22 protein-coding genes are annotated in these 21,765 nt (G+C 64.6%); 8 read left to right on the top strand and 14 right to left on the bottom strand.

Annotated elements, in window-relative coordinates; translation table 11 throughout:
- Window positions 1-131: 131 nt before the first annotated feature.
- From RN347_RS02470 to RN347_RS02420, 11 genes are all read right to left on the bottom strand, one after another.
- The gene (locus RN347_RS02470) at window positions 132-749 is read right to left on the bottom strand and encodes a YitT family protein (RefSeq protein ID WP_311959932.1); all 618 of its coding nucleotides are present in this window, start codon (window positions 747-749) and stop codon (window positions 132-134) included.
- 52 nt (window positions 750-801) lie between these two features.
- Entirely contained in the window at window positions 802-2,601 is a 1,800-nt protein-coding gene (locus RN347_RS02465) for a single-stranded-DNA-specific exonuclease RecJ (RefSeq protein ID WP_409365765.1), read from the bottom strand.
- Window positions 2,602-2,609: 8 nt separating this feature from the next.
- Window positions 2,610-4,004 carry a threonine synthase gene (thrC, locus tag RN347_RS02460; RefSeq protein WP_311959926.1) on the bottom strand — a complete coding sequence of 465 codons (1,395 nt, stop codon included), beginning with the start codon at window positions 4,002-4,004 and terminating at the stop codon, window positions 2,610-2,612.
- Between the two features lie 4 nt (window positions 4,005-4,008).
- A complete protein-coding gene (locus RN347_RS02455) occupies window positions 4,009-5,325 on the bottom strand; it encodes a homoserine dehydrogenase (RefSeq protein ID WP_263585216.1) in 1,317 nt (438 codons plus the stop codon).
- 93 nt (window positions 5,326-5,418) lie between these two features.
- On the bottom strand, window positions 5,419-6,180 hold the full coding sequence (locus RN347_RS02450; protein WP_311959923.1) for a DsbC family protein: 762 nt from the start codon (window positions 6,178-6,180) through the stop codon (window positions 5,419-5,421).
- A 5-nt stretch (window positions 6,181-6,185) separates the two neighbouring features.
- Window positions 6,186-7,067 (bottom strand): site-specific tyrosine recombinase XerD, encoded by an 882-nt coding sequence (gene xerD, locus RN347_RS02445; protein ID WP_311959921.1) that lies wholly within the window; start codon window positions 7,065-7,067, stop codon window positions 6,186-6,188.
- 99 nt (window positions 7,068-7,166) lie between these two features.
- Entirely contained in the window at window positions 7,167-7,523 is a 357-nt protein-coding gene (gene rplS, locus RN347_RS02440; RefSeq protein ID WP_263585219.1) for a 50S ribosomal protein L19, read from the bottom strand.
- Window positions 7,524-7,660: 137 nt separating this feature from the next.
- On the bottom strand, window positions 7,661-8,422 hold the full coding sequence (gene trmD / locus RN347_RS02435) for a tRNA (guanosine(37)-N1)-methyltransferase TrmD (RefSeq protein WP_311960811.1): 762 nt from the start codon (window positions 8,420-8,422) through the stop codon (window positions 7,661-7,663).
- A 59-nt stretch (window positions 8,423-8,481) separates the two neighbouring features.
- Complete coding sequence (rimM, locus tag RN347_RS02430) at window positions 8,482-9,024, bottom strand: ribosome maturation factor RimM (protein ID WP_311959919.1); 543 nt, start codon at window positions 9,022-9,024, stop codon at window positions 8,482-8,484.
- 83 nt (window positions 9,025-9,107) lie between these two features.
- A complete protein-coding gene (gene rpsP / locus RN347_RS02425) occupies window positions 9,108-9,356 on the bottom strand; it encodes a 30S ribosomal protein S16 (RefSeq protein WP_007111767.1) in 249 nt (82 codons plus the stop codon).
- Between the two features lie 345 nt (window positions 9,357-9,701).
- Complete coding sequence (locus RN347_RS02420) at window positions 9,702-10,697, bottom strand: LacI family DNA-binding transcriptional regulator (RefSeq protein ID WP_311959902.1); 996 nt, start codon at window positions 10,695-10,697, stop codon at window positions 9,702-9,704.
- A gap of 160 nt (window positions 10,698-10,857) precedes the next feature.
- On the opposite strand from RN347_RS02420, the gene RN347_RS02415 reads away from it, so the two are divergent.
- The 5 genes from RN347_RS02415 to RN347_RS02395 are packed head-to-tail and all read left to right on the top strand — an operon-like array spanning window position 10,858 to window position 15,591.
- Complete coding sequence (locus tag RN347_RS02415) at window positions 10,858-11,892, top strand: ABC transporter ATP-binding protein (protein ID WP_311959900.1); 1,035 nt, start codon at window positions 10,858-10,860, stop codon at window positions 11,890-11,892.
- Window positions 11,889-13,055: an extracellular solute-binding protein gene (locus RN347_RS02410; protein WP_311959898.1), complete on the top strand. Its 1,167-nt coding sequence runs from the start codon at window positions 11,889-11,891 to the stop codon at window positions 13,053-13,055. The genes RN347_RS02415 and RN347_RS02410 overlap by 4 nt, the downstream gene beginning before the upstream one ends.
- Before the next feature lie 59 nt (window positions 13,056-13,114).
- A complete protein-coding gene (locus RN347_RS02405) occupies window positions 13,115-13,987 on the top strand; it encodes a sugar ABC transporter permease (protein ID WP_311959895.1) in 873 nt (290 codons plus the stop codon).
- Window positions 13,984-14,796 (top strand): ABC transporter permease, encoded by an 813-nt coding sequence (locus RN347_RS02400; RefSeq protein ID WP_263585225.1) that lies wholly within the window; start codon window positions 13,984-13,986, stop codon window positions 14,794-14,796. The genes RN347_RS02405 and RN347_RS02400 overlap by 4 nt, the downstream gene beginning before the upstream one ends.
- A 27-nt stretch (window positions 14,797-14,823) precedes the next feature.
- Window positions 14,824-15,591, top strand: coding sequence for a metallophosphoesterase (locus RN347_RS02395; RefSeq protein ID WP_311959890.1), 768 nt, complete (start codon window positions 14,824-14,826; stop codon window positions 15,589-15,591).
- 93 nt (window positions 15,592-15,684) lie between these two features.
- Here RN347_RS02395 and ffh read toward each other — a convergent pair whose 3' ends face one another.
- Window positions 15,685-17,103, bottom strand: a complete 1,419-nt coding sequence (gene ffh, locus RN347_RS02390) for a signal recognition particle protein (protein ID WP_263585227.1) — start codon at window positions 17,101-17,103, stop codon at window positions 15,685-15,687.
- 255 nt (window positions 17,104-17,358) lie between these two features.
- Between ffh and RN347_RS02385 the strand changes: the two genes are divergently transcribed.
- Both RN347_RS02385 and RN347_RS02380 read left to right on the top strand, forming a co-directional pair.
- The gene (locus tag RN347_RS02385; RefSeq protein ID WP_263585228.1) at window positions 17,359-18,156 is read left to right on the top strand and encodes an inner membrane protein YpjD; all 798 of its coding nucleotides are present in this window, start codon (window positions 17,359-17,361) and stop codon (window positions 18,154-18,156) included.
- A gap of 77 nt (window positions 18,157-18,233) precedes the next feature.
- Window positions 18,234-19,508, top strand: a complete 1,275-nt coding sequence (locus RN347_RS02380; RefSeq protein WP_263585229.1) for an HlyC/CorC family transporter — start codon at window positions 18,234-18,236, stop codon at window positions 19,506-19,508.
- Between the two features lie 53 nt (window positions 19,509-19,561).
- Here the strand turns inward: RN347_RS02380 and RN347_RS02375 are convergent, their stop codons facing one another.
- On the bottom strand, window positions 19,562-20,263 hold the full coding sequence (locus RN347_RS02375; RefSeq protein ID WP_311959886.1) for a 1-acyl-sn-glycerol-3-phosphate acyltransferase: 702 nt from the start codon (window positions 20,261-20,263) through the stop codon (window positions 19,562-19,564).
- A complete protein-coding gene (locus tag RN347_RS02370; RefSeq protein WP_263585231.1) occupies window positions 20,260-20,904 on the bottom strand; it encodes a TetR/AcrR family transcriptional regulator in 645 nt (214 codons plus the stop codon). The genes RN347_RS02375 and RN347_RS02370 overlap by 4 nt, the downstream gene beginning before the upstream one ends.
- 182 nt (window positions 20,905-21,086) lie before the next feature.
- Between RN347_RS02370 and RN347_RS02365 the strand changes: the two genes are divergently transcribed.
- Window positions 21,087-21,764 carry an SOS response-associated peptidase gene (locus tag RN347_RS02365; protein WP_311959881.1) on the top strand — a complete coding sequence of 226 codons (678 nt, stop codon included), beginning with the start codon at window positions 21,087-21,089 and terminating at the stop codon, window positions 21,762-21,764.
- The last annotated feature ends 1 nt before the right edge of the window (window position 21,765 follow it).

The raw sequence follows: 21,765 nt of genomic DNA, 5'->3' as shown, positions 1-21,765 counted from the left end.
GGCTTTTCTCAAACTCGTAGGCACGGTTTTAATGCCGCCATGAAAACACAGCGCAGCGTTGAAAGCGCCGGGGGAAATCGCCCCCGCTGGGGCTAAAGTTTTGGCCCGCCGTTACGAGAACCAGGCGCGGCCTAGCTCACGCCGATATAGCGCCCGGGCTTGTGGTTGAGCGCGATGATGAGATTGAGCGTCAGCGCGCCCAGCACCGAGTAAGCGACGCGATCCAGCGGCAACTGGGTGAGCGCGACGGCGAGAATCACGGAGTCGACGCCAAGCTGCACGTAGCCCGCCCGCAGGCCATGGCGCTGCTGCAGGTAGAGCGCGAGGATGTTGATGCCACCCAGGCTCGTGCGATGGCGAAAGAGCATCAGCATGCCAAGACCCATCAGCGCCCCGCCCATCAGCGCGGCGTAGAGCGTGGGTACGCTCTCGAAGACCACCCACTCGCCGGTCAGCTCGGAGAAAAGTGACACGAGACCGATGGCAATGAAAGTGCGCAGGGTAAAACTCCAGCCCATGCGCTTGATCGCGAGATAGTAAAACGGCAGGTTGATGGCGAAGAACCAGACGCCGAAGCCCCAGCCGGTCATGTAGTTCAACAAAAGCGCCAGCCCCGCCGTGCTGCCGGTGAGCAGGACCGCGTGGGTATAGAACGTCACCCCCAGCGCCACGAACAGCGTGCCGAGCAGCATCGCGATGGCGTCTTCGACCAGGGTATGCGGGTCCTGGGGCAGGTCTTCCACGCGCATGAGTGCGTCCCTTTTATGTCCTTGTTGATACTACGGCCGCGTCGCCAGGCGCTTATATGATCTCGGCGTGCTCGACCATCAGCTGCAGTGACTCGCGCCCGCGCCAGCGGTTGCGGTTGAGTTTGAACGCGCAGGTCAGCGTATCGCCGACGCCGAAGGCGGGCAGCTCCCCGGGCGTCAGGGCGCGAAACCAGATCGCCTTGCAGGTCACCGGGCCGCTCGAGAGCTCCAGCATCAGGTGCACGCCGTCGCCGCCCACCGGGCGCAGCGACTCGACGATGAAGTCGCCCTGAAACAGCGGCGCCTCGAACTCGCGGCCAAACGGGCCCAGCGCATCGATTTCGCCAAGCGTCGCCAAATTTAGCTGGGCGGGATCGAGCGTGCCGTCGGTGTAAAGCTGCGGGGTGCGCGGTTCGCTACCGAGTTGCTCGGTCACGGCCTGTAGAAACGCCGCCTTGAACGCCTCGCGCTGCTCGAGCGCCAAGCCCACCCCCGCCGCGCCGCTGTGCCCGCCAAAGCGCGGCAGCGCCTCGGGGGCAAGTTCAAAAGTGCGCTGCAGGGCGTCGCGCAGATGAAGCCCATCGATGGAGCGCCCGGAGCCGGTGAGCATATTGGGTGCGGCGGCTTTGGTCAGTACCACCGCCGGGCGCCCGTACGCCTGCACCAGGCGGGAAGCGACGATGCCCTGCACGCCGGCGTGGCCGTCTTCGAGAAATACCACTACCGCGGGCTCGCCGGCCTCGATCGCCGGCAGCGCCAGGCGCTTGGCCTCTTCGGCCATGTCCGCCTCGATCGCCTTGCGCGACTGGTTGTCCTGATCCAGCACCTCGAGCTGGCGATTGGCTACCGCGTCACTTTCGGCCAGCATATAGTGAAGCGCCGCGTAGGGGTCATCGAGGCGCGAGCGGGCGTTGATGCGCGGGCCCATTTGGAAGGCCAGCGTCTCGGCGTTGAACGGCACGCTGTCCGCCCCGAGCCTTGCTGCCATGGCGCGCCAGCAGGCGGCGTCCATCCGGTTGATCAGGGTCAGCCCGTGGCTGACCACCGCGCGGTTGGCGGGGCTTGCGCCGAGCGAGACGCAGTCGGCCACGGTCCCCAGCGCCACGTACGAGAGCCAGGGCGAAAGCTTGGGCGTGGCCTCGTTCAAAACGCCCCACTCGATCAGCACGCCGCGGGCCAGCGACATCAAAAGCCACGCCACCATGCAGCCGGCGATGGTCTTGTCCGGATAGTCGCAGTCCTCGCGCGTCGGGTTGATACAGGCGTATGCCGAGATCGGCGGCCCCGCCTGGGGCAGCGCGTGGTGATCGCTCACCACCACGTCGATGCCCGCCTCCTTCAAGCGCGCGATCCGCGGCTCGTCACTACTTCCGCAGTCGGCGGTAATCACCACGCTCGGGCGCGGCGACAGCGCCAGCGTGCGCTCGACCAGCGGCAGGCTGATACCGTAGCCGTCGTTGATGCGATGGCCGATCAGGCTGTGAAGCCGCTTTTCCGGCACGCCAAAAAGCTCGACCAGCGTGCGCCGAATCACCACGTGAGAGGTGATACCGTCGACGTCGTAGTCGGTCAGGATGCCGATCGACTCGCCCTCGGCGACGGCCTTGGCGATACGCTCGGCGCCGCGCCTGCCGTGGGCCAAACGCGCCGGATGGGCGAGATAACGAAGGCTCGGCGACACCAGCGGCGCAAGCGGCTCGGTGTAGCCCGGCAGGCGCGAGGCCAGAAGCCTTGACTGCAGCTCGGAGAGGCCCTCTTTTTGGGCGCGAGCGTAAACCGCCTCGTCCAACGGACGAGGCGTCAAGCGGGGCCGGCTGTCGTTTTGCGAAAGCGTTGCGATGGCGTCGCTCACATCAACCATCAGTGCTTGCGACGATGATCGATCACGAACTGCTGGACGCTTTCAAGCTCGGCCGGCAGCACCGCGTAGCGCTCTTCGCGCTCGAGCAGGTCGTCCATGTGGGTCGGCAGCGCCACGCCCTGAAAGCCCGCCTTGACCACGGCCTCGGCGAACTTGGCCGGGTGAGCGGTGGCCAGCGTGATCACCGGTGTGTGGCTGTCGGCGCGTTCGCGCTCGGCGGCCCGGTAGCCGGTCGCGGTGTGCGGGTCGAGCATCTCGCCGGTGCGGTGATGCGCCTCGCGGATCACTTCCAGAATGGTCGCGTCATCCACGCTGTGGCTGGCGAACTTCTCCCGCAGCCGCGCAAGCGGGGCCTCGGCGAGCGCCGTCGGCTCTTTTTGGAAGCGCTCGAGCAGTGCCGCGACCGCCTTGCCGTCGCGCTCGTAGGCGTCGAACAATAGCCGCTCGAAGTTCGACGAGACGACGATGTCCATCGACGGCGCCAGCGTCGCTTCGAGCTCCTTTTTGGAGAAGTCGTTGGCGGCAAGCGTACGGTGCAGAATGTCGTTGGCATTGGTGGCGATGATGAACTGCTTCACCGGCAACCCCATCTTGTAAGCGGTGTAGCCCGCAAACACGTTACCGAAATTCGCCGAGGGCACACAGAAGCTCACTTCGCGGTGCGGCGCGCCGAGCGCGACGCCGGCGGCCACGTAGTAGACGATCTGGGCCATGATGCGCGCCCAGTTGATCGAGTTGACCGCGACCAGCCGGGTGCCCTGCAAAAAGTGTTGATCGGCGAAGCTCGCCTTGACCATCGCCTGGGCGTCGTCGAAATTGCCTTCGATGGCGATATTGAAGACGTTATCGGCCAGCACCGAGGTCATCTGGCGACGTTGCACCTCGGATACCCGCTTGTGGGGATGCAGAATGAAGATATCCAAATTGTCGCAGTGGCGACAGCCCTCGATCGCCGCCGAGCCGGTGTCCCCGGAGGTCGCGCCCATGATCACCGCGCGCTCGCCGCGCTTTTTCAAGAAGTGATCGAGCAGACGCCCCAGAAGCTGCAGCGCGACGTCCTTGAACGCCAGCGTCGGGCCGTGGAACTGTTCGAGCAAAAAGTGGTTGGCGTCGAGCTGCTTGAGCGGCACCACCGCGTCGTGGCTGAAGGTGGCGTAAGCCTCCTCCACCAGACGCTTGAAGGTAGCGTCGTCGATCTCGCCGCCGACGAACGGCTTCATGACGCGAAAGGCGATCTCGGCGTAGGAGAGCCCGGCCATCGCCGCCAGCTCTTCCTGTGAGAACGTGGGCAGCGTTTCCGGCACATAAAGCCCGCCGTCGCTGGCCATGCCGGTCAGCACCACTTCCTCGAACGAGAGCGCGGGGGCCTGGCCCCGCGTGCTGATATAGCGCATGTGACTACTCCCCTTCGTCCAGGCTCTCCACGCGGATACGCGTGACCGGGCCAGCAATATCGGCCATCGCCTCGATTTCGCGAATCGCCTCGTTCATCTGCTTCTCCCGGGTGCGGTGCGTCAGCAGGATGATCGGAACGAGCTCGCCTTCGGTGGCCTCTTTCTGAATCAGCGCTTCGATGGAGATGCCCTGCTCGGCCAGAATGGTGGCGACCCGTGCCAGCACGCCGGGGCGGTCCACCGCCAGAAGGCGCAGGTAGTAGGCCGTGGTGATCTCCTCCATCGGCATGATGGGCAGATCGTTGATATCGTCTTCGATGCCGCTGAAGGCGAGATACGGCACGCGGTAGTGATGGTCGGTGGTGATGTCGCGGGCGACATCGAGGATGTCCGCGACCACCGCCGAGGCGGTCGGCTCGGCGCCGGCGCCGGCGCCGTAGTAAAGCGTCGGGCCGACCGCATCGCCCATCACGGCGATGGCGTTCTTGACGCCGTGCACGTTGGCGAGCAGGCGCTCTTTCGGAATCAGGGTGGGGTGAACGCGAAGCTCGAGCCCCTTGTCGGTGCGCTTGCAGATGCCCAGATGCTTGATGATGTAGCCCAGGTTGTCCGCCTGCTCGACGTCCTCGGCGGTGATACGCGCAATGCCCTCGGTGAAGGCTTTCTCGAACTGAAGCGGCACGCCAAAGGCAATGGAGGCCAGAATGGTCAGCTTGTGGGCGGCGTCGATGCCTTCCACATCGAAGGTCGGGTCGGCTTCGGCGTAGCCCAGCGCCTGGGCTTCGGCGAGCACGTCCTCGAATGCCCGCCCTTCGTCGCGCATGTGGGTCAGAATGTAGTTGCCGGTACCGTTGATGATACCCGCCACCCAGTCGATGCGGTTGGCGCCCAGGCCCTCGCGCAGCGACTTGATCACCGGGATACCACCCGCCACCGCCGCCTCGAACGCCACGATCACGCCCTTCTCATGCGCGGCGCGGAAGATTTCGTTGCCGTGCACGGCGATCAGCGCCTTGTTGGCGGTGACCACGTGCTTGCCGTTTTCGATGGCGGTGAGCACCAGCTCGCGGGCGACGTCGTAGCCGCCGACCAGCTCGACGAGTACGTCGACGTTGGGGTTGGTCGCCACTTCGAACACGTCGGTAGTGGCGTTGATGCCGGTAATGTCGCAGTCGGGATGAATGCTGCGATGGGCGACCTGCTCGATCACGATCGGACGGCCGGCGCGGCGAGCAATGTCATCCGCGTTGCGCATCAAAACGTTGAACGTGCCGCCACCGACGGTTCCCAAACCACAAAGGCCTACTCTTACCGGTTTCAAAATACTTCCCCTCTAGCTTCGCACCCTAGGGTGCGGCGTCTTGATAGTTGAGTTTGGCGTGCGCCACCCGTGGCGGCATTTTAATCGTTTACGTCAGTCATCCAAGCCTAACATGCCGACCAGCCGATCCGGCGGAACAAATCCCGGCACCAGCTGCCCATCGGGCAAAATAATCGCCGGCGTGCCCGTGACGCCGAGCTGCATGCCGAGCTGGTACTGATCCGCCACCGGATTGTCGCAGATCTCGCCGCTCACGCTCTCACGGCTCTGGGCGCGCGTCATCGCTTCGCTGCGATTATCCGAGCACCAGGCGCGCTCCAGTGTTCTGGCAGCGTCGCTGTCCATGCCTGCCCGCGGAAAGGCCAGGTAGTGCACCGCAATGCCGCGCTCGTTGAGCTCCGGCACGCTTTCGTGCAGCCGCTCGCAGTAGGGGCAGGTCGGGTCGGTGAAGACCACCACGGTCGCCCGGGGCTCGTCCACGCCGCGATAGACGAAGCGCTCGGACGCCGGCACCGCGTCGAGCGCGGCCATGCGCTGCTGGTTTTTCGCCTGCTCGGTCAGGTTCACCAGGCCCTGCTCGGCGTTCTGATAAAGATCGCCGACCAGAAAGTAGCTGCCGTCTTCGTTGGCGTAGAAGGACTCGCCGTTTTCCAGACGCACCTGGTAGATGCCTTCCATGGGCGTTTCGAGGACGTCCTCGACGGGCATGGGCTGGCCGTTGACTTCGAGCGACTCGGCCAGGCGCTCGGCGTCGGCCTGAGCGGTGGCGGGCAGAAGCGCCGCGCCCACCAGCAAAAACGGCGCAAGCCGTGAGCGCGACCCGGCGCGTGATGATAACGTCGTGCGTTGACGCATGATATTCAACCTCGTGGATGGTGATCGGCGTGCAGCTGCTCCAGACGCGCCTGGGCAACGTGCGTGTAAATTTGCGTCGTGGACAGGTCGCTGTGTCCAAGAAGCAGCTGTACGACCCGCAAATTGGCCCCATGATTCAATAAATGCGTCGCAAACGCGTGGCGCAGCGTATGCGGCGATAAAGAGCGGGTGATATTGGCCGTGACGGCGTGAATTTTAATCCGATGCCAGAAGGTTTGTCGCGTCATGGCGTTGCCGCCGCGGCCGGGAAACAGCGCCGGGCGAGTCACGTCCGCCATCAGCGCGGGCCGGCCGCGCGCCAGATACTCCTCGAGCCACCCTACCGCCTCGTCGCCCATTGGCACCAGCCGATCCTTGTCGCCCTTGCCGCGCACCCGCACCACGCCCTGGCGCAGGTTCACCGCGTCACTGGAAAGCCCCACGAGCTCCGAAACACGCAGCCCACAAGCGTACAAGAGTTCGAGCATGGCGCGGTCGCGAAGCCCGAGCGCGGTGGCGGTGTCCGGGGCGAGCAGCAGCCGGTCGACCTCTTCCTCTTCGAGCGTATTGGGCAGGCTCGGGCGCACCCGGGGCAGCGCCACCTCGGCCAGCGGGTCGTGGTCGATGTGACCACCGAGCTGCGCCCAGCGGTAGAAGCTTCGAAGCGACGACAAAAGCCGGGCGTTGCTTCGAAGCTGATAGCCGGCCTGCTGGCGCTCGTCGAGCCAGGCGGAAAAGCGCGCGGGGTCTGGCGCCAGCAGGGTCTCATCGAAGCGTTCGAGATACGTCTGCCAGGCGATCAAATCGCGCCGGTAGGCCGACAGCGTATGCTCGCTTGCGCCCTGCTCGAGCCACAGGGCGTCCAAAAACACATCGATGTCGTTCAAGGCCAGACTCCCGGCGCGCAGCCAATAAAAAAACCCCGCCCCGCAAAGCGGAGACGGGGTTGTGTACCCGGGCGCGAACGCGCCCGCAAAAAGCCGCGATTACGCCAGCTTTTCCTTGATACGGGCCGACTTACCGCTGCGCTCACGCAGGTAGTAGAGCTTGGCCTGACGTACGTCACCGCGGCGCTTGACTTCGATGGAGTCGACCAGCGGGCTGTAGGTCTGGAAGGTACGCTCGACGCCCACACCGTGAGAGATCTTACGCACGGTGAACGCGGAGTTCAGGCCACGGTTACGCTTGCCGATGACCACACCTTCGAAGGCCTGCAGACGCTCGCGAGTACCTTCCTTGACCTTGACCTGAACGACGATGGTGTCGCCCGGTGCAAAGCCCGGAATTTCCTTGCTCATCTGCTCGTTTTCGATCGCCTGGATCACCTTGTTCTTGCTGCTCATGTCTTACTCCTGAATAACGTAATGGTTTGCCACGCAGTTGTGGAAGGGGCAAACCGTGATCCCGGCGCTCGAAACGAGCCACGCGGGAGTCGTTATGGGTGACGCAGGTGCGTTAAGCCCTGCACCGCCGCCCTGGCCTACCCGTGGGGCAGGGCGTTTTCTTCGATGAACTCGTCAAGCAGACGCTGCTGCTCGGCGCTCAAGGTGCGTCCGGCCAACAGATCGGGCCGACGCTGCCAGGTGCGCCCAAGCGACTGCTTCAACCGCCAGCGCTTGATCGCGCCATGATGGCCGCTTAGCAGCACATCCGGCACCCGCTTCCCGTCGATGACTTCCGGCCGGGTGTAGTGCGGGCAGTCCAACAGACCGTCGTTGAACGAGTCCTCGATGGCGGAGTCCTGATGCCCCAGCACGCCGGGAATCAGCCTTGCCGCTGCGTCGATCAGTACCATGGCCGGCAGCTCACCGCCACTCAGCACATAGTCGCCGATCGACCACTCTTCGTCGATGTCACTTTCCACCACCCGCTCGTCGATACCTTCGTAGCGCCCGGCAACCACGACCAGCGGGCCGCCTTGCACCAGCGCCTCGACGCCCGGCTGATCGAGCTTTCGTCCCTGGGGCGAAAGATAGATCACCTTTGGCACTCGCCCTGTCCGCGAAAGCCCCTGAGCTTTTGCATCGGCGATCGATGCGCGCAGCGTATCGACTTTCATCAGCATCCCGGGGCCGCCGCCGTAAGGTCGGTCGTCCACGCTGCGATGCTTGTCGGTGGCGTAGTCGCGCGGGTTCCAGAACCCGAGTTCGATCTGGCGCCGTTCGACGGCCCGACCCACGACCCCCTGGCCGGTGAGCGCGTCGAACATCTCGGGAAAAAGCGATACCACGCCAAACCACAGGGCGGGTGCTTCTTCACCGCGTTCGCTTTCAAAGGGCGCGTTCTGAAGCGTTGGATCGCTCAAAATTCGCTGTCCCAATCGACGATCATACGGCCCTCGACGAGGTCGATATCGAGCACCACGTCATCGGGCAGATACGGCAGCAGCCGCTCGCGCTTATCGATGGCCTCGCTATCGCCGCGTACGACGATGACATCGTTGGCGCCGGTTTCGAACAGATAGCTGATCTGCCCCAGGCGCTCGCCTGACCGAGTGAAGACGTTCAAACCTTCGAGCTCGTGCCAGTAGTACTCATCATCCGCCAGTATCGGCAGCACGCTCTTGGGCAGCAGGATCTCGGCCTGGGCCAGCGCTTCGGCGGCCGTTCGGTCGTTGACATCCTCGAGCTGCACCACCAGCGCCTTGCCCTGCTGGCGCCCCTGAATGACCGGCATTCGCGTCAGGGTATCCCCCTGGCGAACCCACCACTCCGGGTACTGCAGGATACTGTCGATAGGACTTGTGTAGGAGTATACCTTGAGCCAACCCTTTACCCCGTGGGGGCTGGTCAGCTTGCCGAGCACCACGTGCTCGTCTGTCTGGCCGGCGTCTAAACGCGTCATTGGCCCGTGCTCCTACAGTGCATTACCACAAAACCGCCATCCTACGAACCGTATCCCTGTTCGTCATCGACGAACGTTCAGGCTTACGCCTGCTTGCGTGCTTCTTTCACCAGCTCGGCAACGCGACCAGAGAGCTGTGCGCCCTGGCTTTGCCAATGCACGACGCGGTCCAGATCGACGCGCAGACGCTCTTCCTGACCACGGGCTACCGGGTTGAAAAAGCCGATGCGCTCGATGAAACGGCCATCACGGGCGTTACGCGAGTCGGTGACGGTGAGGTGGTAAAAGGGACGCTTCTTGGCGCCACCACGTGCCAAACGAATGGTAACCATACGATAACTATCCTTCGGTTGAGGTTACGAGAGTGGAGCATGGCGACATCGCCATCAGAACACTCATCATGCTGTTTTCCGGACTATTTTCCGGCACAACTTCCGCGATACAGCGCGCGCCTGGCGATACTATCAGCAGGCCGTTTTGTACCTTTTTTCACGCCCAGGCGACAGGCTCGGACGGCGCACTCGACGCCCCGCTTGCCAACACCCACGCATGAAGAGGCCGCATTCTACGCAAATGCGGCCTGCTTGGAAAGCCTGACAGCCAGAAAACTCGCAGGGCGTCAACCGCGCCCAGCCTCGTTCCCGGCGTTTTTCATCGCACGGCTCGAGGGCCTTTCGTCAGGCGCTGTCGCGCACGACGAGCGACCCGGCCACGCGAACGACATTGACCGCGGCCGCGGGCGTGGCCATGCGCCGCTCCAGCAGCCGAAGCGCTTCAGAAGCGGTCGTTTTTACCGGATTGGTGACGGTCGTCAGCGGGCAGAGCCCAAAGGCCGCGCTCGGCACGTCGTCAAAGCCGGTCACCGCAAGCGCCCTGGGTACCTCGATACCCAACCGCCGGGCGGCTTCGAGCGCTCCCAGGGCCATGGCGTCGTTGGCGCAGACGATGGCGTCGATAGCGGTTTTCGAGCGCAAGAGCTCGGTGGCGGCGAGGACGCCGCTTTCCAGCGAGAAGTCGCCCTGGGCGCGGGCCACGAACGAATGCCCGGCGCTTGCCAGCGCGCGCTCGGCGCCGCTCAGACGCTCCTGGTGGGAGAAGGCGTCCGCGCGCCCGCCAAGCCAAGCCAGACGCCGGCGCCCCTGGCTCAAGAGCCTGTTCACCAGTGCCGCCATGCCGGCCTGGTTGTCGCAGCACACCGCATCGGCCTGACAGTTGTCGAGCACTCGCCCGATCAGTACCAGCGGGGCGCCACTTCGGCGACACAGCGTGGCGATGTCCGGGCTCACCGAGCCCGCCGCCACGATCGCGCCTTCCACCTGATAGGAGAGCGCGTGGTGAATCATCTCGCTCATGTTGTTGCCCCCGGCGGGCAGCAGCAGCGGCTGATAGCCGCGCTCGGTCAACGCCGCCAGCAGGTGCTCCAGAAGCCAGGCCTCATAAGGCTTCGAGACGCTGCCGACCACCACCGCGACCAGCCCGGTGCGCTGCCCGGTCAAGCCCCGGGCGATCAGGTTAGGCCGATAGCCGAGCGCGGCGGCCACGCCCAGCACGTGTTCGCGCTTTTTCACCGACACCGACGCCCCGGGTGTGAACGCCCGCGACACCATGGCGCGAGAGACCCCCGCCGCCGCCGCCACGTCGTCCGCCGTCACGCGGCGCTTTTGCTGTGTCATGGCGCACCTTCTGCCTGGTCGTGGATAAAGAGCGCGCGCGATAAAAAAGCAGCGCCATGCGAGCGACATCAAAGCGTCACAGTGACGTTTTAGGATCGCCTCATCACTTTTTTGCACGCGCTTTCAAAATACCCGTTTGGCGAGGAGCCTGCCAGTGTCGATGAATGCTCTCACTCTGCGCGACGTGACGGTCGACCTCAAACAACGCCGCATCCTCGAGCGCATCAGGCTCGACGTGGCACCGGGCAGTTTCACCTGTCTTCTGGGGCCGTCAGGCTGTGGCAAGACCACGCTCTTGCGCGCCATCGCCGGCTTCACGCCGATCAGCGACGGCGACATTCGCCTTGGCACGCGTTCGATCGCAGCGCTTGCTCCGGAGAAGCGCGAGACCGCGATGGTGTTTCAATCCTACGCGCTGTGGCCGCACATGAGCGTGGGCGAGAACCTCGCCTACCCGCTGAAGCTTCGCGGCGTGCCAAGCCTCGAGCGCCAGCGCCGGGTAGCGGCAATGCTCGAGCGGCTGGCGCTTGGTGGCTTCGAGGCACGCTCGGTCACCCAGCTTTCCGGCGGCCAGCGCCAGCGCATTGCGCTGGGGCGCGCGCTGATCATCGACCCGCCGCTGCTGCTGCTGGACGAGCCGCTTTCGAATCTCGACGCCGCCATTCGGCGAAGCCTGCGCGGGGAGCTTCGACGCCTGCAGAAATCGCTCGGGCTGACCACCGTCATGGTGACTCACGATCAGGAAGAAGCGCTGCAGATGGCCGATCAGATCGTGCTGATGCGCGAAGGCCAAATCGTTCAGGTGGCCCCACCCGCCACCCTCTACGAAGCCCCCGCCGATCTGGACGCCGCCCGCTTTCTGGGCGTGGACAACACCGTTGCATGCACGGCACAGGACCCCTTGATGCGTGCCGGCGCCGCGACGCTTGGCTTTCGCACCCGCGATGCTCGCATCGACGAGACCGCACTCGATCAAGGCCTGCGCCGCCAAGGCCAGGTCATCGAGTGCGTCTACACCGGCGACGGCTATCAGGTCAGCGTCGATGTGCTGGGCACGACGCTCTTCGCCACCGCCGCCGCGCCGCTGCCACCGGGGCGCTTCGTCACCCTGCAGGTTCCCGAGAAGGCGCTGATGCCCTTCGACACGCACCAGCGTTATCTATCCACCGCCCACCGTCAGGAGCACACCGCATGAACACATCCCGTGAAAACGCCCTTCGCTCGCCCCTCTTTCGTATCGCGCCACTGGCGCTCGCGCTTGCCGCGGTGACCGGCCAGGCGAGTGCCGACACCACGCTCAACGTCTTCACCGCCGGCGACGACAACATGGTCGCCTACGTGAACGAGTTCCTCGCCCCGCGCTTCGAGGCGAGCCACCCGGATGTCACCGTGCGCGCCCTCGGCACCGGCCCAGGCGATGCGGGCAGCCAGGCGATCTTTGAAACCATCAGCGCTCAGCGCGACAGCGAAAATTGGGACGTGGACGTCGCCGTCCTGCATCAGCGCATGGCCGGGCAGATGGTCGAAGAGGGTCTGCTGCGCCGCTACACCGATGAGCTGGACACCGCCGCGCTGGCCACCGGCGAGAGTGCGAAAAACGCGCTCGGCGTGGACGTCGAGGGCTACGTGATGCCGATGTTTCAGAGCCAGATCGCGCTGGCCTACAACCCGGCGCTGTTGGCCGAGCCGCCGCAAAGCTACGCCGAGCTTGCCGAGTGGGTGACCGAGCACCCGGGCGCGTTCGGCTATAACGGCATCACCGGCGGCATGGCCGGCGTCGGCTTCGTGTTCGGCTGGATGTACGCCTTCACCGACATGGCGGACACCCTGCAAAACGGCCCCTGGCAGGAGAATGCCGAGGCGCGCTGGAGCGATGCGCTCGAGGGGCTTCGCGCGTTCAATGCCGATGTCACCATGACGCCGGGCAACGCCGGCACTTTGGATGCCATGAACCGCGGCGAGATCAGCATGGGCCCGGTGTGGATGGACATGTACTACACCTGGAAAGCCGACGGGCGCCTGAACCCGGATTTCCGCCTGCTGCTGCCCGAACCCGGCATGCCTGGCCAGCCGATGTACTACGTCATTCCCGAACGCGCCGAGCACGCCGAACTTGCCGCCGAGTTCATCGCGCTTGCCACCAGCCCCGAGGTACAGGCCGAAGGCATCGTCGGTGAGTTCAACTGGTTTCCGGGGATCGACGCCGAGCACGTGAAAGACGAGCTGAGCCAGGCGCAGTGGGACGCGCTCTACGCCGATGTCTCGCCAGAGACGCTGGCCAGCCGTGGGCGCTCGATGCCCCAGGGCGACTACTTCCGCGCCATTCTCGAAGCCTACGAGCAGAAAGTCAGCCGCTGAGCCGGCACCGACCCGCCACCGGGGGCGTCTCGCCCCCTTCACGTTGACGAGCGACCCTCATGACTTCGTCCTCTCTTGCCACATCCTGCACGCCGCCGCGACGGCGCCTGGTACCGAGCCTCGGGCTGCTGCTGGTGTTTCCGGCCATGACCGCGGTGGTGCTGCTATATGCGCTGCCGCTGGTGCGCTCGCTGGCGAGCGCCTTTACCGATGAAAGCGGGCTCACCTTCGATCATCTGACGCGCGCGCTCACGCTCTACGGGCGCGACGTGGCGTTTTCCATCGGCGTAAGCCTGGGGGCGCTGGCGCTCATCGCGGCCTGCTCGGTCGCCATCGCGGGCTACCTGACGCTCGGCGCCACGCCCTGGGCGGTGCGCGCCCTGCGCTGGCTCTATCGCTGGCCGCTGTTCATCCCCTTCGTGGTGGCCGGGCAGCTGTCGCGCTCGTTTCTTTCCACCAACGGCATGATGAACACCGCGCTGATCGAGGCCGGGCTCATGAGCGCCCAGAGCGCACAGAGCTTTCTGGACTGGCGCGGATTGATCGTGACCTTCGCCTGGAAGCAGATTCCTTTCGTCACCCTGCTGCTGGCCGGCGCGATGGCGGCCATCGATCAGAGCCACAGCGAGGCGGCGCGCAATCTGGGCGCCGGGCGGCTGCGCTGCTTGTTTCAGATCGTGCTGCCCCAGGCCGCGCCGACGCTCTGGGTCGGGCTGATTCTCTCGCTGGTGGCGATGCTCTCGGTACTGTCGGTGCCGATGATGCTGCTGTCCGGCAACCCCACCATGATGACCTCGATGATGGCGCACCGCATTACCTACTACGGCGACTACGGCGTGGCCAACGCCCTGGGGCTCTTCTCCTATGCGCTGACCGCCGTGACCGCCTGGATCTATCTACGTCTGACGCTTGCCCGGGAGGCCCGCCAATGAACGCCTCGCGTCTCGTTTCACAGCTGAGCCTTGGGCTTGCGCTCGGGCTTTTAGCCTTCGTCGTCTTCGGCCCACTTTTGAATCTCGGGCTCTGGGCCTTCGCCGAGCAGTGGTTCTACCCCCACACGCTGCCCACCCAGTGGGGCTTCGATTTCTGGGCGCGGGTCTTTCGCCCCCGCGCCGGCGCCTGGAGCTCACTGTTCAATACCGTGCTGGTCGCGTTCTCCGCGGTGGCGCTCTCCATGGCGCTGGCGGTACCGGCGGGCTACGCCCTGGCGCGGCTGGCGCTGCCCGGGCGCCACGCCATCATGCTGCTATTTTTGCTGCCCCAGGCGTTTCCCAACCTGCCGATCTTCGTCAACATCGCGGCGATCTTTCACCAGCTCGGGCTAAACGGCACGCTGATCGGCGTGGTGCTGGTGCACTCGCTGCCGGGGCTGGTCTACGCGGTGTGGATCGCGACCGCCGCGTTCTCGGCGGTGGATCGCTCGCTGGAGGAGTCGGCGCGCAACCTGGGGGCTTCACCGCTGCGCGCGTTTTTCGATGTGACGCTGCCCCAGGCCCTGCCGGGGCTGCTCGCCGCATCGATCTTCGTGTTTCTGGACAGCGTCGACGAATTCACCGGCACGTTCTTCGTCGGCGCGCCGGAAATCACCACGCTGCCACTTCTGATGTTCAACGCCTCGATGGGCGGGAACTATCAGGTGGCCGCCATCACCGCGCTGATTCTGCTGATTCCGTCCATCGGCTTCATGCTCGTCATCGAGCGTTTTCTCAAGGCGGACGTGCTGTCCCGCATCGGCCGCTAGGCCGGTGCCTACCCGAGTCTTTACTTCATGCTGATCGCCCACCTTTCTGACTTTCATCTTTTCACCGAACGCTCCGAGACCGGCGAGGCGCGCGGCGATATCGCGCGCGTGCTCGAAGCGCTGGTGGCGGATATCGCCGCCCTCGCCCCCCGCCCGGACATCGTCGCGATTAGCGGCGATCTGGCCGACGGCGGCACGCCAGAGGACTACCGGCGGCTGAATGTGCTGCTCGCCCCTCTCTCAATGCCGATACTGGCGGTGCCCGGCAACCACGACCGGCGCGGCGCGATGCGCGAGGGGCTCGGCAGCCGGCTGACGGGGCTGGTGCCGGGGCCGTTTCTGAATGCGCGGGTGGCGCTTCCCGGCGTGACGCTTTTGGGCCTGGACACGGTGGTGCCGGGGGCGCCCCACGGGGCACTTTGCGCCGAGCGTTTGAACTGGCTGGAAGGCGAGCTCGCCTCAAGCAAGGGGACGACGGTGATCGTCATGCACCACCCGCCGGTTCAGACCGGCCACCCGCACTGGGATACGTTCAGTCTGATCGAGGGGTGCGAGCGGTTCGCCGAACTGCTGGCGGGTCGCTCCGTGAGGATTCTGTGTGGTCACATCCATCAGCCGTTTCATACCGACTGGGGCGCGCACCACGTGGGGGTGGCGGGTAGCCCGGCGTTCGAGTACCACCTGACCCCGGGCAGTATCGAGGCGCCGAGCCCGCAGCCGGTGCCCTTCAGCTACCCCCTCCATCACTGGGGGCCGCAGGGCGTGAGCGTGTACCGGCGCCACCTGCGCGCGTAAGCGATACCCCAACGCAAGAGCGCCCGCCGGATCACCGGCGGGCGCTCTCGTCATTCGCTCTGGGGTTGGGGGTCAGGGGCCAGACGCTTTAGCCTAGCGCCAGGGCATGCCGCCGGGGCCACCCATGCCGCCCATTCCACCGGGGCCGCCGGGCCCGCCCGGGCCACCGCCGCCCATCATGCCGGACATGCCGCGCATCATCTTCTGCATGCCGCCCTTCTTGCCGGCTTTCTTCATCATCTTCTGCATCTGCTTGTGCTGCTTGAGCAGGCGGTTAAGCGCCGGTACGTCCAGCCCCGCCCCAGCGGCGATGCGCCGCTTGCGCGAGCCATTGATGATGTCCGGCGAGCGCCGCTCCCTGGGCGTCATGGAGTTGATCAGCGCCTCGAGCTTGCCCATCTCCTTTTCCGGACCCGGGCCCTGAGCCATTTCGGCCATCTGGCCCATGCCGGGGAGCTTGCCGAGAAGCCCGCCCATGCCGCCCATCTTCTTGAGCTGCTGGAGCTGTTCGCGGAAGTCCTCGAGATCGAAGCCGTCGCCCTTTTTCACTTTTTTGGCGAGCTGGGCGGCCTTGTCCTTATCGACGGTGCGCTCGGCTTCCTCGATCAGCGAGAGCATGTCGCCCATGCCGAGGATGCGCGAGGCGACGCGGTCCGGGTGGAACGGCTCGAGCGCATCGACCTTCTCGCCCACACCCATGAACTTGATCGGCTTGCCAGTGATGTGACGCACGGACAGCGCGGCACCGCCGCGGGCGTCACCGTCGGCCTTGGTCAGGATCACGCCGGTCAGCGGCAGCGCTTCGTGGAAGGCCTTGGCGGTGTTGACCGCGTCCTGGCCGGTCATGGCGTCGACGACGAACAGCGTCTCGCTTGGCGTGATCGCTTTGTGAAGCGCCTGAATCTCCGCCATCATCGCTTCGTCGATGGCCAGACGCCCGGCGGTATCCACCAGCACCACGTCATGGAACTGGATTTTGGCGTGCTTGATCGCGGCGTTGGCGATATCGACCGGCTTTTGATCCGAACTCGACGGGAAGAAGTCGACCTCGACCTCTTTCGCTAGCGTTTCGAGCTGGTCGATCGCCGCCGGGCGGTAAACGTCCGCCGACACCACCAGCACCTTTTTCTTCTCACGCTCGCGCAGATAGCGGGCGAGCTTGGCGACCGAGGTCGTCTTACCGGCGCCCTGCAAACCGGCCATCAGCACGACCGACGGCGAGCCTTTCAGGCTAAGGCCTTCGTTGGCCTCGCCCATGATCGCCTCGAGCTCCTGCTGGACGATCTTGACGAACTGCTGGCCCGGCGAAAGGCTTTTGGACACTTCCTGGCCGACGGCGCGCTCGCGCACACGCTCGATGAACGCCTTGACGACGGGAAGCGCCACGTCCGCCTCGAGCAAGGCCTTTCGCACCTCGCGAAGCGTTTCCTTGATGTTGTCATCGGTCAGGCGCGCCTGACCCTTGATCGACTTCAGCGTCTGGGAAAGACGCTCGCTCAAATTCTGGAACATGGGGCCTCTGCCTTTGTCGCTGTCGCCGGGCGTAGACGCCGCCGGACGTGTGTTGGCTCGATTATACGCGCTCAGCGCGTGAGTCTCTATGGCTCTTCGCGTTGCGCTGCTGTGCGACGCTTTACGATTGGTTATAGTAGACGCTAGTCTCTAGGCTCTTTGGTCGCTCGTGGCCATCGCTCATGACCACGTTCTCGACCACGTTCTCGCGTCGTTTCCTCATCACTTATGCGCAACATGCGCACGGATAGCATCATGCAGGCGCTGCCTTTCGCGACCATCGCTTTCGTACTCTATATCGCCGCGGCCATCTGGCAGGGCATGACTCTGGTTCGCCGCGTGCCACCGCGCCGGGGCATGGTGCGCCTTCTGGGCGCTATCGGGCTTCTGCTGCATATCCCTGTGGTGGTGATGCTGCTTCGGGAAGCGCCGGGGCTTTTGCCCGGCTTTACCACCAGCGTCACACTGTTGATGGCCGTGGCGGTGAACGTGGTGCTGATCGCCAGCCTCTTCAAGCCGGTGTTGAACGCCGCCATCGCACTGTTTCCGCTCGCCGGGGTGGCGCTGATCTTCGCCACCTGGCTACCCAACCAGGGCAGCCACACCGGGCTTACGCCGGGCATTTTGCTGCACGCGGCAAGCTCGGCGCTGGCGTTTGCGGTGCTGGCCATCGCGGCGGTGCAGGCGGTGCTGGTCGGGCTTCAAAACCAGGCGCTCCGGCATCACCACATTCGCGGCATCGTGCAGTCGCTGCCGCCGCTGACCACCATGGAGCGCGTGTTGTTCGAGCTGGTCTGGGCCGGCGTTTTGCTGTTGACGCTGTCGATCGCCAGCGGCCTGATCTTTCTGGACAACTTCTTCGCCCAGCATCTGATGCACAAGACGGTGCTGTCGATCGCGGCCTGGGTGATCTTCACCACTCTTTTGGTCGGGCGCCACCGCTTTGGCTGGCGCGGCATGCGCGCCGTGCGCTGGACGCTGGGCGGCTGTTTGCTGCTGGTGCTGGCCTATTTTGGCAGTAAATTCGTGCTGGAAATCATTCTCGCGCGCTAGTGCCGATGGGGGTGCGCTTGACAGCCACCCCCCACCCTTTTACAACGAGTTTGATACGCCACAAAGGAACCTTCGACTTGAGTGACGATTTCCCACTGGGATTACTGTTTGGCCTGCTGGCCTTGTTGATACTGCTATCTGCCTTCTTCTCGAGTTCTGAAACGGGCATGATGTCGATCAACCGCTATCGACTCAGCCACCAGGCCGGCAGCGGCGACCGCCGCGCCAAACGGGTCATGCGTCTTCTGACTCGCCCGGACCGGCTGATCGGTGTCATCCTGATCGGCAACAACTTCGTCAACAACCTGGCCGCCTCGATCGCCACCATCATCGCCATTCACTTCTTCGGCGACGTCTCGGGCCCGGCCATCTCCACCGCGCTTTTGACCATCACCATTTTGATCTTCTCCGAGGTGACGCCCAAAACCTACGCGGCGATCAAACCCGAGCGCATCGCCTACCCCTCCTCGATGGCGCTGGAGCCGCTTTTAAAGCTTCTGTACCCGCTGGTATGGCTGGTCAATGCGGTCTCGAACGGGCTTTTACGGCTGGTGGGTGTCAAAAGCGTGGAAAACGGCGGCGACAGCCTGACCCGCGACGAGCTGCGCACCGTGGTCCACGAGGCGGGCACGCTCATTCCCTATCGCCACCGCGCCATGCTCCTGTCGATTCTCGATCTCGAGAACGTCACGGTGAACGACATCATGGTGCCGCGCCACGAGGTGCTGGGCATTGATCTCGACGACTCGCTGGAGGAGATTCTCGCCCAGATTCGCACCAGCCAGCACACCAGGCTTCCGGTCTACAAGGGCGATATCAACAACATCATCGGCATGCTGCACCTGCGCAACGCCGCGCGCTTTCTCTCCAAGGAGGAAGTGACCAAGGCGGCGGTGGTGCAGGAGGCGCGCGAGCCCTACTTCATTCCGGAATCGACCCCGCTTCATACGCAGCTTTTGAACTTTCAAAAGCAGAAGCGGCGCATCGGCATCGTGGTCGATGAGTACGGCGATGTGGAAGGGCTGGTGACGCTGGAGGACATTCTCGAGGAGATCGTCGGCGAGTTCACCACCGACGTCTCCGAGGACGAGGAGATTCACCAGCAGGACGATGGCAGCCACGTGATCGAAGGCACCGCCAACATTCGCGAGATCAACAAGATGCTCGGTTGGCAGCTCCCCACCGACGGCCCCAAGACGCTCAACGGGCTGATTCTCGAGCATCTGGAAGCGTTTCCGGAAGGCCCCGCGTCGCTGCAGATTGGCGGCACGCGCATGGAGATTCTGGAGATTCGCGACAACCTGATCACCTCGGCACGCTGCTGGCCGCTGATGCGCCTGCAGCGTCGCTAGGTACGCCCGGCCGACGACCCAGCGCTACCGGCTGACGCGACTTTTTTGCAAGACTACTTGTTGCGCGACTGCACGCTCTTCTCGCCCGCCTGTTCGCGGCGGGCGATATCCTGCTCGCCGGCAGCCTTCAGCGCTACGACGCGCGCCTGCAGGTAGTGACGAAGGGCGGTGTTCTGGGCCTCCTGAGCCAAGATCGGCGGGCCGAAGGTGACCTGTACCCGCGCGCGAAAACGCCTCGGCCACTTTTTGAAAGCGGGGCCATTGCAGCGCGACGCCCAGGAGCCCCAGAGCCCGGCAAGCCCGGCGGGCACGACCGGCACGTTGTCTCGCGAGAGCATCGTTTCGAGCCCGCGACGAAATGCCTGTACCTCACCGTCCGGCGTTAGCCGCCCTTCGGGAAAAATCATCACGACTTCGCCGTCGCGCAGCGCTTCGCTGATCTTTCCAAGCGTACGCCGGAGCCCGGCCGGGGTACGCCGCTCGGACTCGACCGGAATCGCGCCCACCAACAAAAACCACCACTTGAGCCAGGGCGAGTCATAGATCGGCTGATCCATGACGAAGCGCAGCGGCCGGGGGCTCGCGCCGCCCAGCACCAGTGCATCCATGAAGCTTACGTGATTACACACCACCAGCGCTGCGCCCCTGGCGGGCAGGTGCTCGCGGCCATGAACGCGCAGCCGATAGCTTGCGCGCATGGTGATATAAATGGCGTGGCGCAGCACGAAGCGCACCGGTTTGACCAGTCGTTTCATGCACCCCGCCCTTGAGCGCCCACTCCTTCACCATCAGTTCCCTGAGCGCGAAGCCCGGCCAGCACCGTGCTCATCAGCTGATCGAGCAGCTCGTCGACCTTGAGCTGCTGGCCCTGCCAGTAGCCCAACCGCTCGTTCAGGCCAAGCTGCACTAGCCCATGCACGCTGCCCCACAGAGTGCGCCCGAGTCGCCGCGCCTCCTGGTCGTCCAGCGCCGGCTGATAGCGGGTGAGCGATGACTCTACCTGGGTAAAGAGCGCCTCGATCAGATCGCTCTGGCGCTGGTCGAGTTCGCCCTCTTCGGCCAGGGGGTAGTCGAACAACAGCTGCCAGCGGTAGCAGCCCTGCTCGGCGAAGCGCCAGTAGGCGTGGGCCAGCGCGCGAAGCCAGGGCTCGGGCTCGTCCTCGGCAAGGCTTTCGATGGTTTGCTGCAACCGCGCCAGGGTGTCGACGTTGACGTGCTGGAGCAAATTGTTGAAGCTGCCGTAGAGTTTGAGCAGCGTACTCGGCGCGCACCCCACCTCCCGGGCCAGCGCACGCAGCGATAGGCCGTGCACCGGCCGCGTGGCCAACCACTCATCGCAGGCCTGCATGACCTGCGCATGAAGGGTGTCGGGCGCGTGCTGTCTGGGACGGGCCATGGCGGTCTCTTGAAATCATGCAAAAAGGCGAAAGCCTCAGCGCACTTGAGTTTGAGGAAGGGTTAATATAAGACAGGATACCCCACATCGAACACTGTTTTCGATACTATATGACGACTTTAAGCGTATTCTTGTCGTCTGGCTCTAATGCGTTTTATCCCCGGGTGACAAAGGAGGCCGGCATGACGGGACGCCTACACGTGCAGCGCCTTTCGCTTTCGCGCATGGTGCCATCGCTTGATCAGCACGACGCGTTCATTACCTCGCCCAACCTGGCCCCGCGCCAGCCGATTTCGGCTATCCGTATGGTGCAGGGCGTTTATCGCCACGAGCCGCTTTTCTGGGGGCTGACGCCGCCCTGGCTCAAGGTGCTCGACCACGCCCCGCACTGCGCCCGCGCGGAGTCGCTCGCCGCCCGGCCGATGTTCGAGGAAGCCTTCAACGCCCGGCGCTGCGTCATTCCCGTCACCGGCTTCTACGTGTGGCAGCCGCGTCACGGCGGTAAACAGCCTTATCTGGTCACCGCCACCGACCGCGCGCCGCTTTTGCTCGGCGCGCTGTGGTGTCGCTATCACACCACGCTCACGGCGTTTACCGACTCTACCGCGCTGATCACCGTGCCCGCCAACGTGTGTCTGTCGTCGCTGACCGACCGCCTGCCGCTGGTCATCGACGCCTCCCAGCTGGAGACCTGGCTTGACCCCGAAAGCCCGCCGGAGACGCTTCAGGCGATGATGACCCCGGCACCGCTGGAACTGTTGGGCGCGTTTCCGGTATCAAAGCATGTCAATAGTCCCGCCAATCAGTCGGCCGCCTGCGCCCATCCGCAGGGGCCCATGCTGCGGTGGAGCGCCCCTTAGC

It is taken from the genome of Halomonas sp. PAMB 3264, assembly GCF_031954245.1.
GTDB lineage: Bacteria > Pseudomonadota > Gammaproteobacteria > Pseudomonadales > Halomonadaceae > Vreelandella.
Note: the sequence above shows the minus strand (reverse complement) of the source record. Positions and strands in the feature narration are given on the sequence as shown.

Bases quoted from the DNA above. Each gene is read 5' to 3' on its own strand.
- RN347_RS02470 (WP_311959932.1), bottom strand. From the start codon at position 749: ATGCGCGTGGAAGACCTGCCCCAGGACCCGCATACCCTGGTCGAAGAC.
- thrC (WP_311959926.1), bottom strand. From the start codon at position 4,004: ATGCGCTATATCAGCACGCGGGGCCAGGCCCCCGCGCTCTCGTTCGAG.
- RN347_RS02450 (WP_311959923.1), bottom strand. From the start codon at position 6,180: ATGCGTCAACGCACGACGTTATCATCACGCGCCGGGTCGCGCTCACGG.
- rplS (WP_263585219.1), bottom strand. From the start codon at position 7,523: ATGAGCAGCAAGAACAAGGTGATCCAGGCGATCGAAAACGAGCAGATG.
- rimM (WP_311959919.1), bottom strand. From the start codon at position 9,024: ATGACGCGTTTAGACGCCGGCCAGACAGACGAGCACGTGGTGCTCGGC.
- rpsP (WP_007111767.1), bottom strand. From the start codon at position 9,356: ATGGTTACCATTCGTTTGGCACGTGGTGGCGCCAAGAAGCGTCCCTTT.
- RN347_RS02420 (WP_311959902.1), bottom strand. From the start codon at position 10,697: ATGACACAGCAAAAGCGCCGCGTGACGGCGGACGACGTGGCGGCGGCG.
- RN347_RS02415 (WP_311959900.1), top strand. From the start codon at position 10,858: ATGAATGCTCTCACTCTGCGCGACGTGACGGTCGACCTCAAACAACGC.
- RN347_RS02410 (WP_311959898.1), top strand. From the start codon at position 11,889: ATGAACACATCCCGTGAAAACGCCCTTCGCTCGCCCCTCTTTCGTATC.
- RN347_RS02405 (WP_311959895.1), top strand. From the start codon at position 13,115: ATGACTTCGTCCTCTCTTGCCACATCCTGCACGCCGCCGCGACGGCGC.
- RN347_RS02400 (WP_263585225.1), top strand. From the start codon at position 13,984: ATGAACGCCTCGCGTCTCGTTTCACAGCTGAGCCTTGGGCTTGCGCTC.
- RN347_RS02395 (WP_311959890.1), top strand. From the start codon at position 14,824: ATGCTGATCGCCCACCTTTCTGACTTTCATCTTTTCACCGAACGCTCC.
- ffh (WP_263585227.1), bottom strand. From the start codon at position 17,103: ATGTTCCAGAATTTGAGCGAGCGTCTTTCCCAGACGCTGAAGTCGATC.
- RN347_RS02385 (WP_263585228.1), top strand. From the start codon at position 17,359: ATGCAGGCGCTGCCTTTCGCGACCATCGCTTTCGTACTCTATATCGCC.
- RN347_RS02375 (WP_311959886.1), bottom strand. From the start codon at position 20,263: ATGAAACGACTGGTCAAACCGGTGCGCTTCGTGCTGCGCCACGCCATT.
- RN347_RS02370 (WP_263585231.1), bottom strand. From the start codon at position 20,904: ATGGCCCGTCCCAGACAGCACGCGCCCGACACCCTTCATGCGCAGGTC.
- RN347_RS02365 (WP_311959881.1), top strand. From the start codon at position 21,087: ATGACGGGACGCCTACACGTGCAGCGCCTTTCGCTTTCGCGCATGGTG.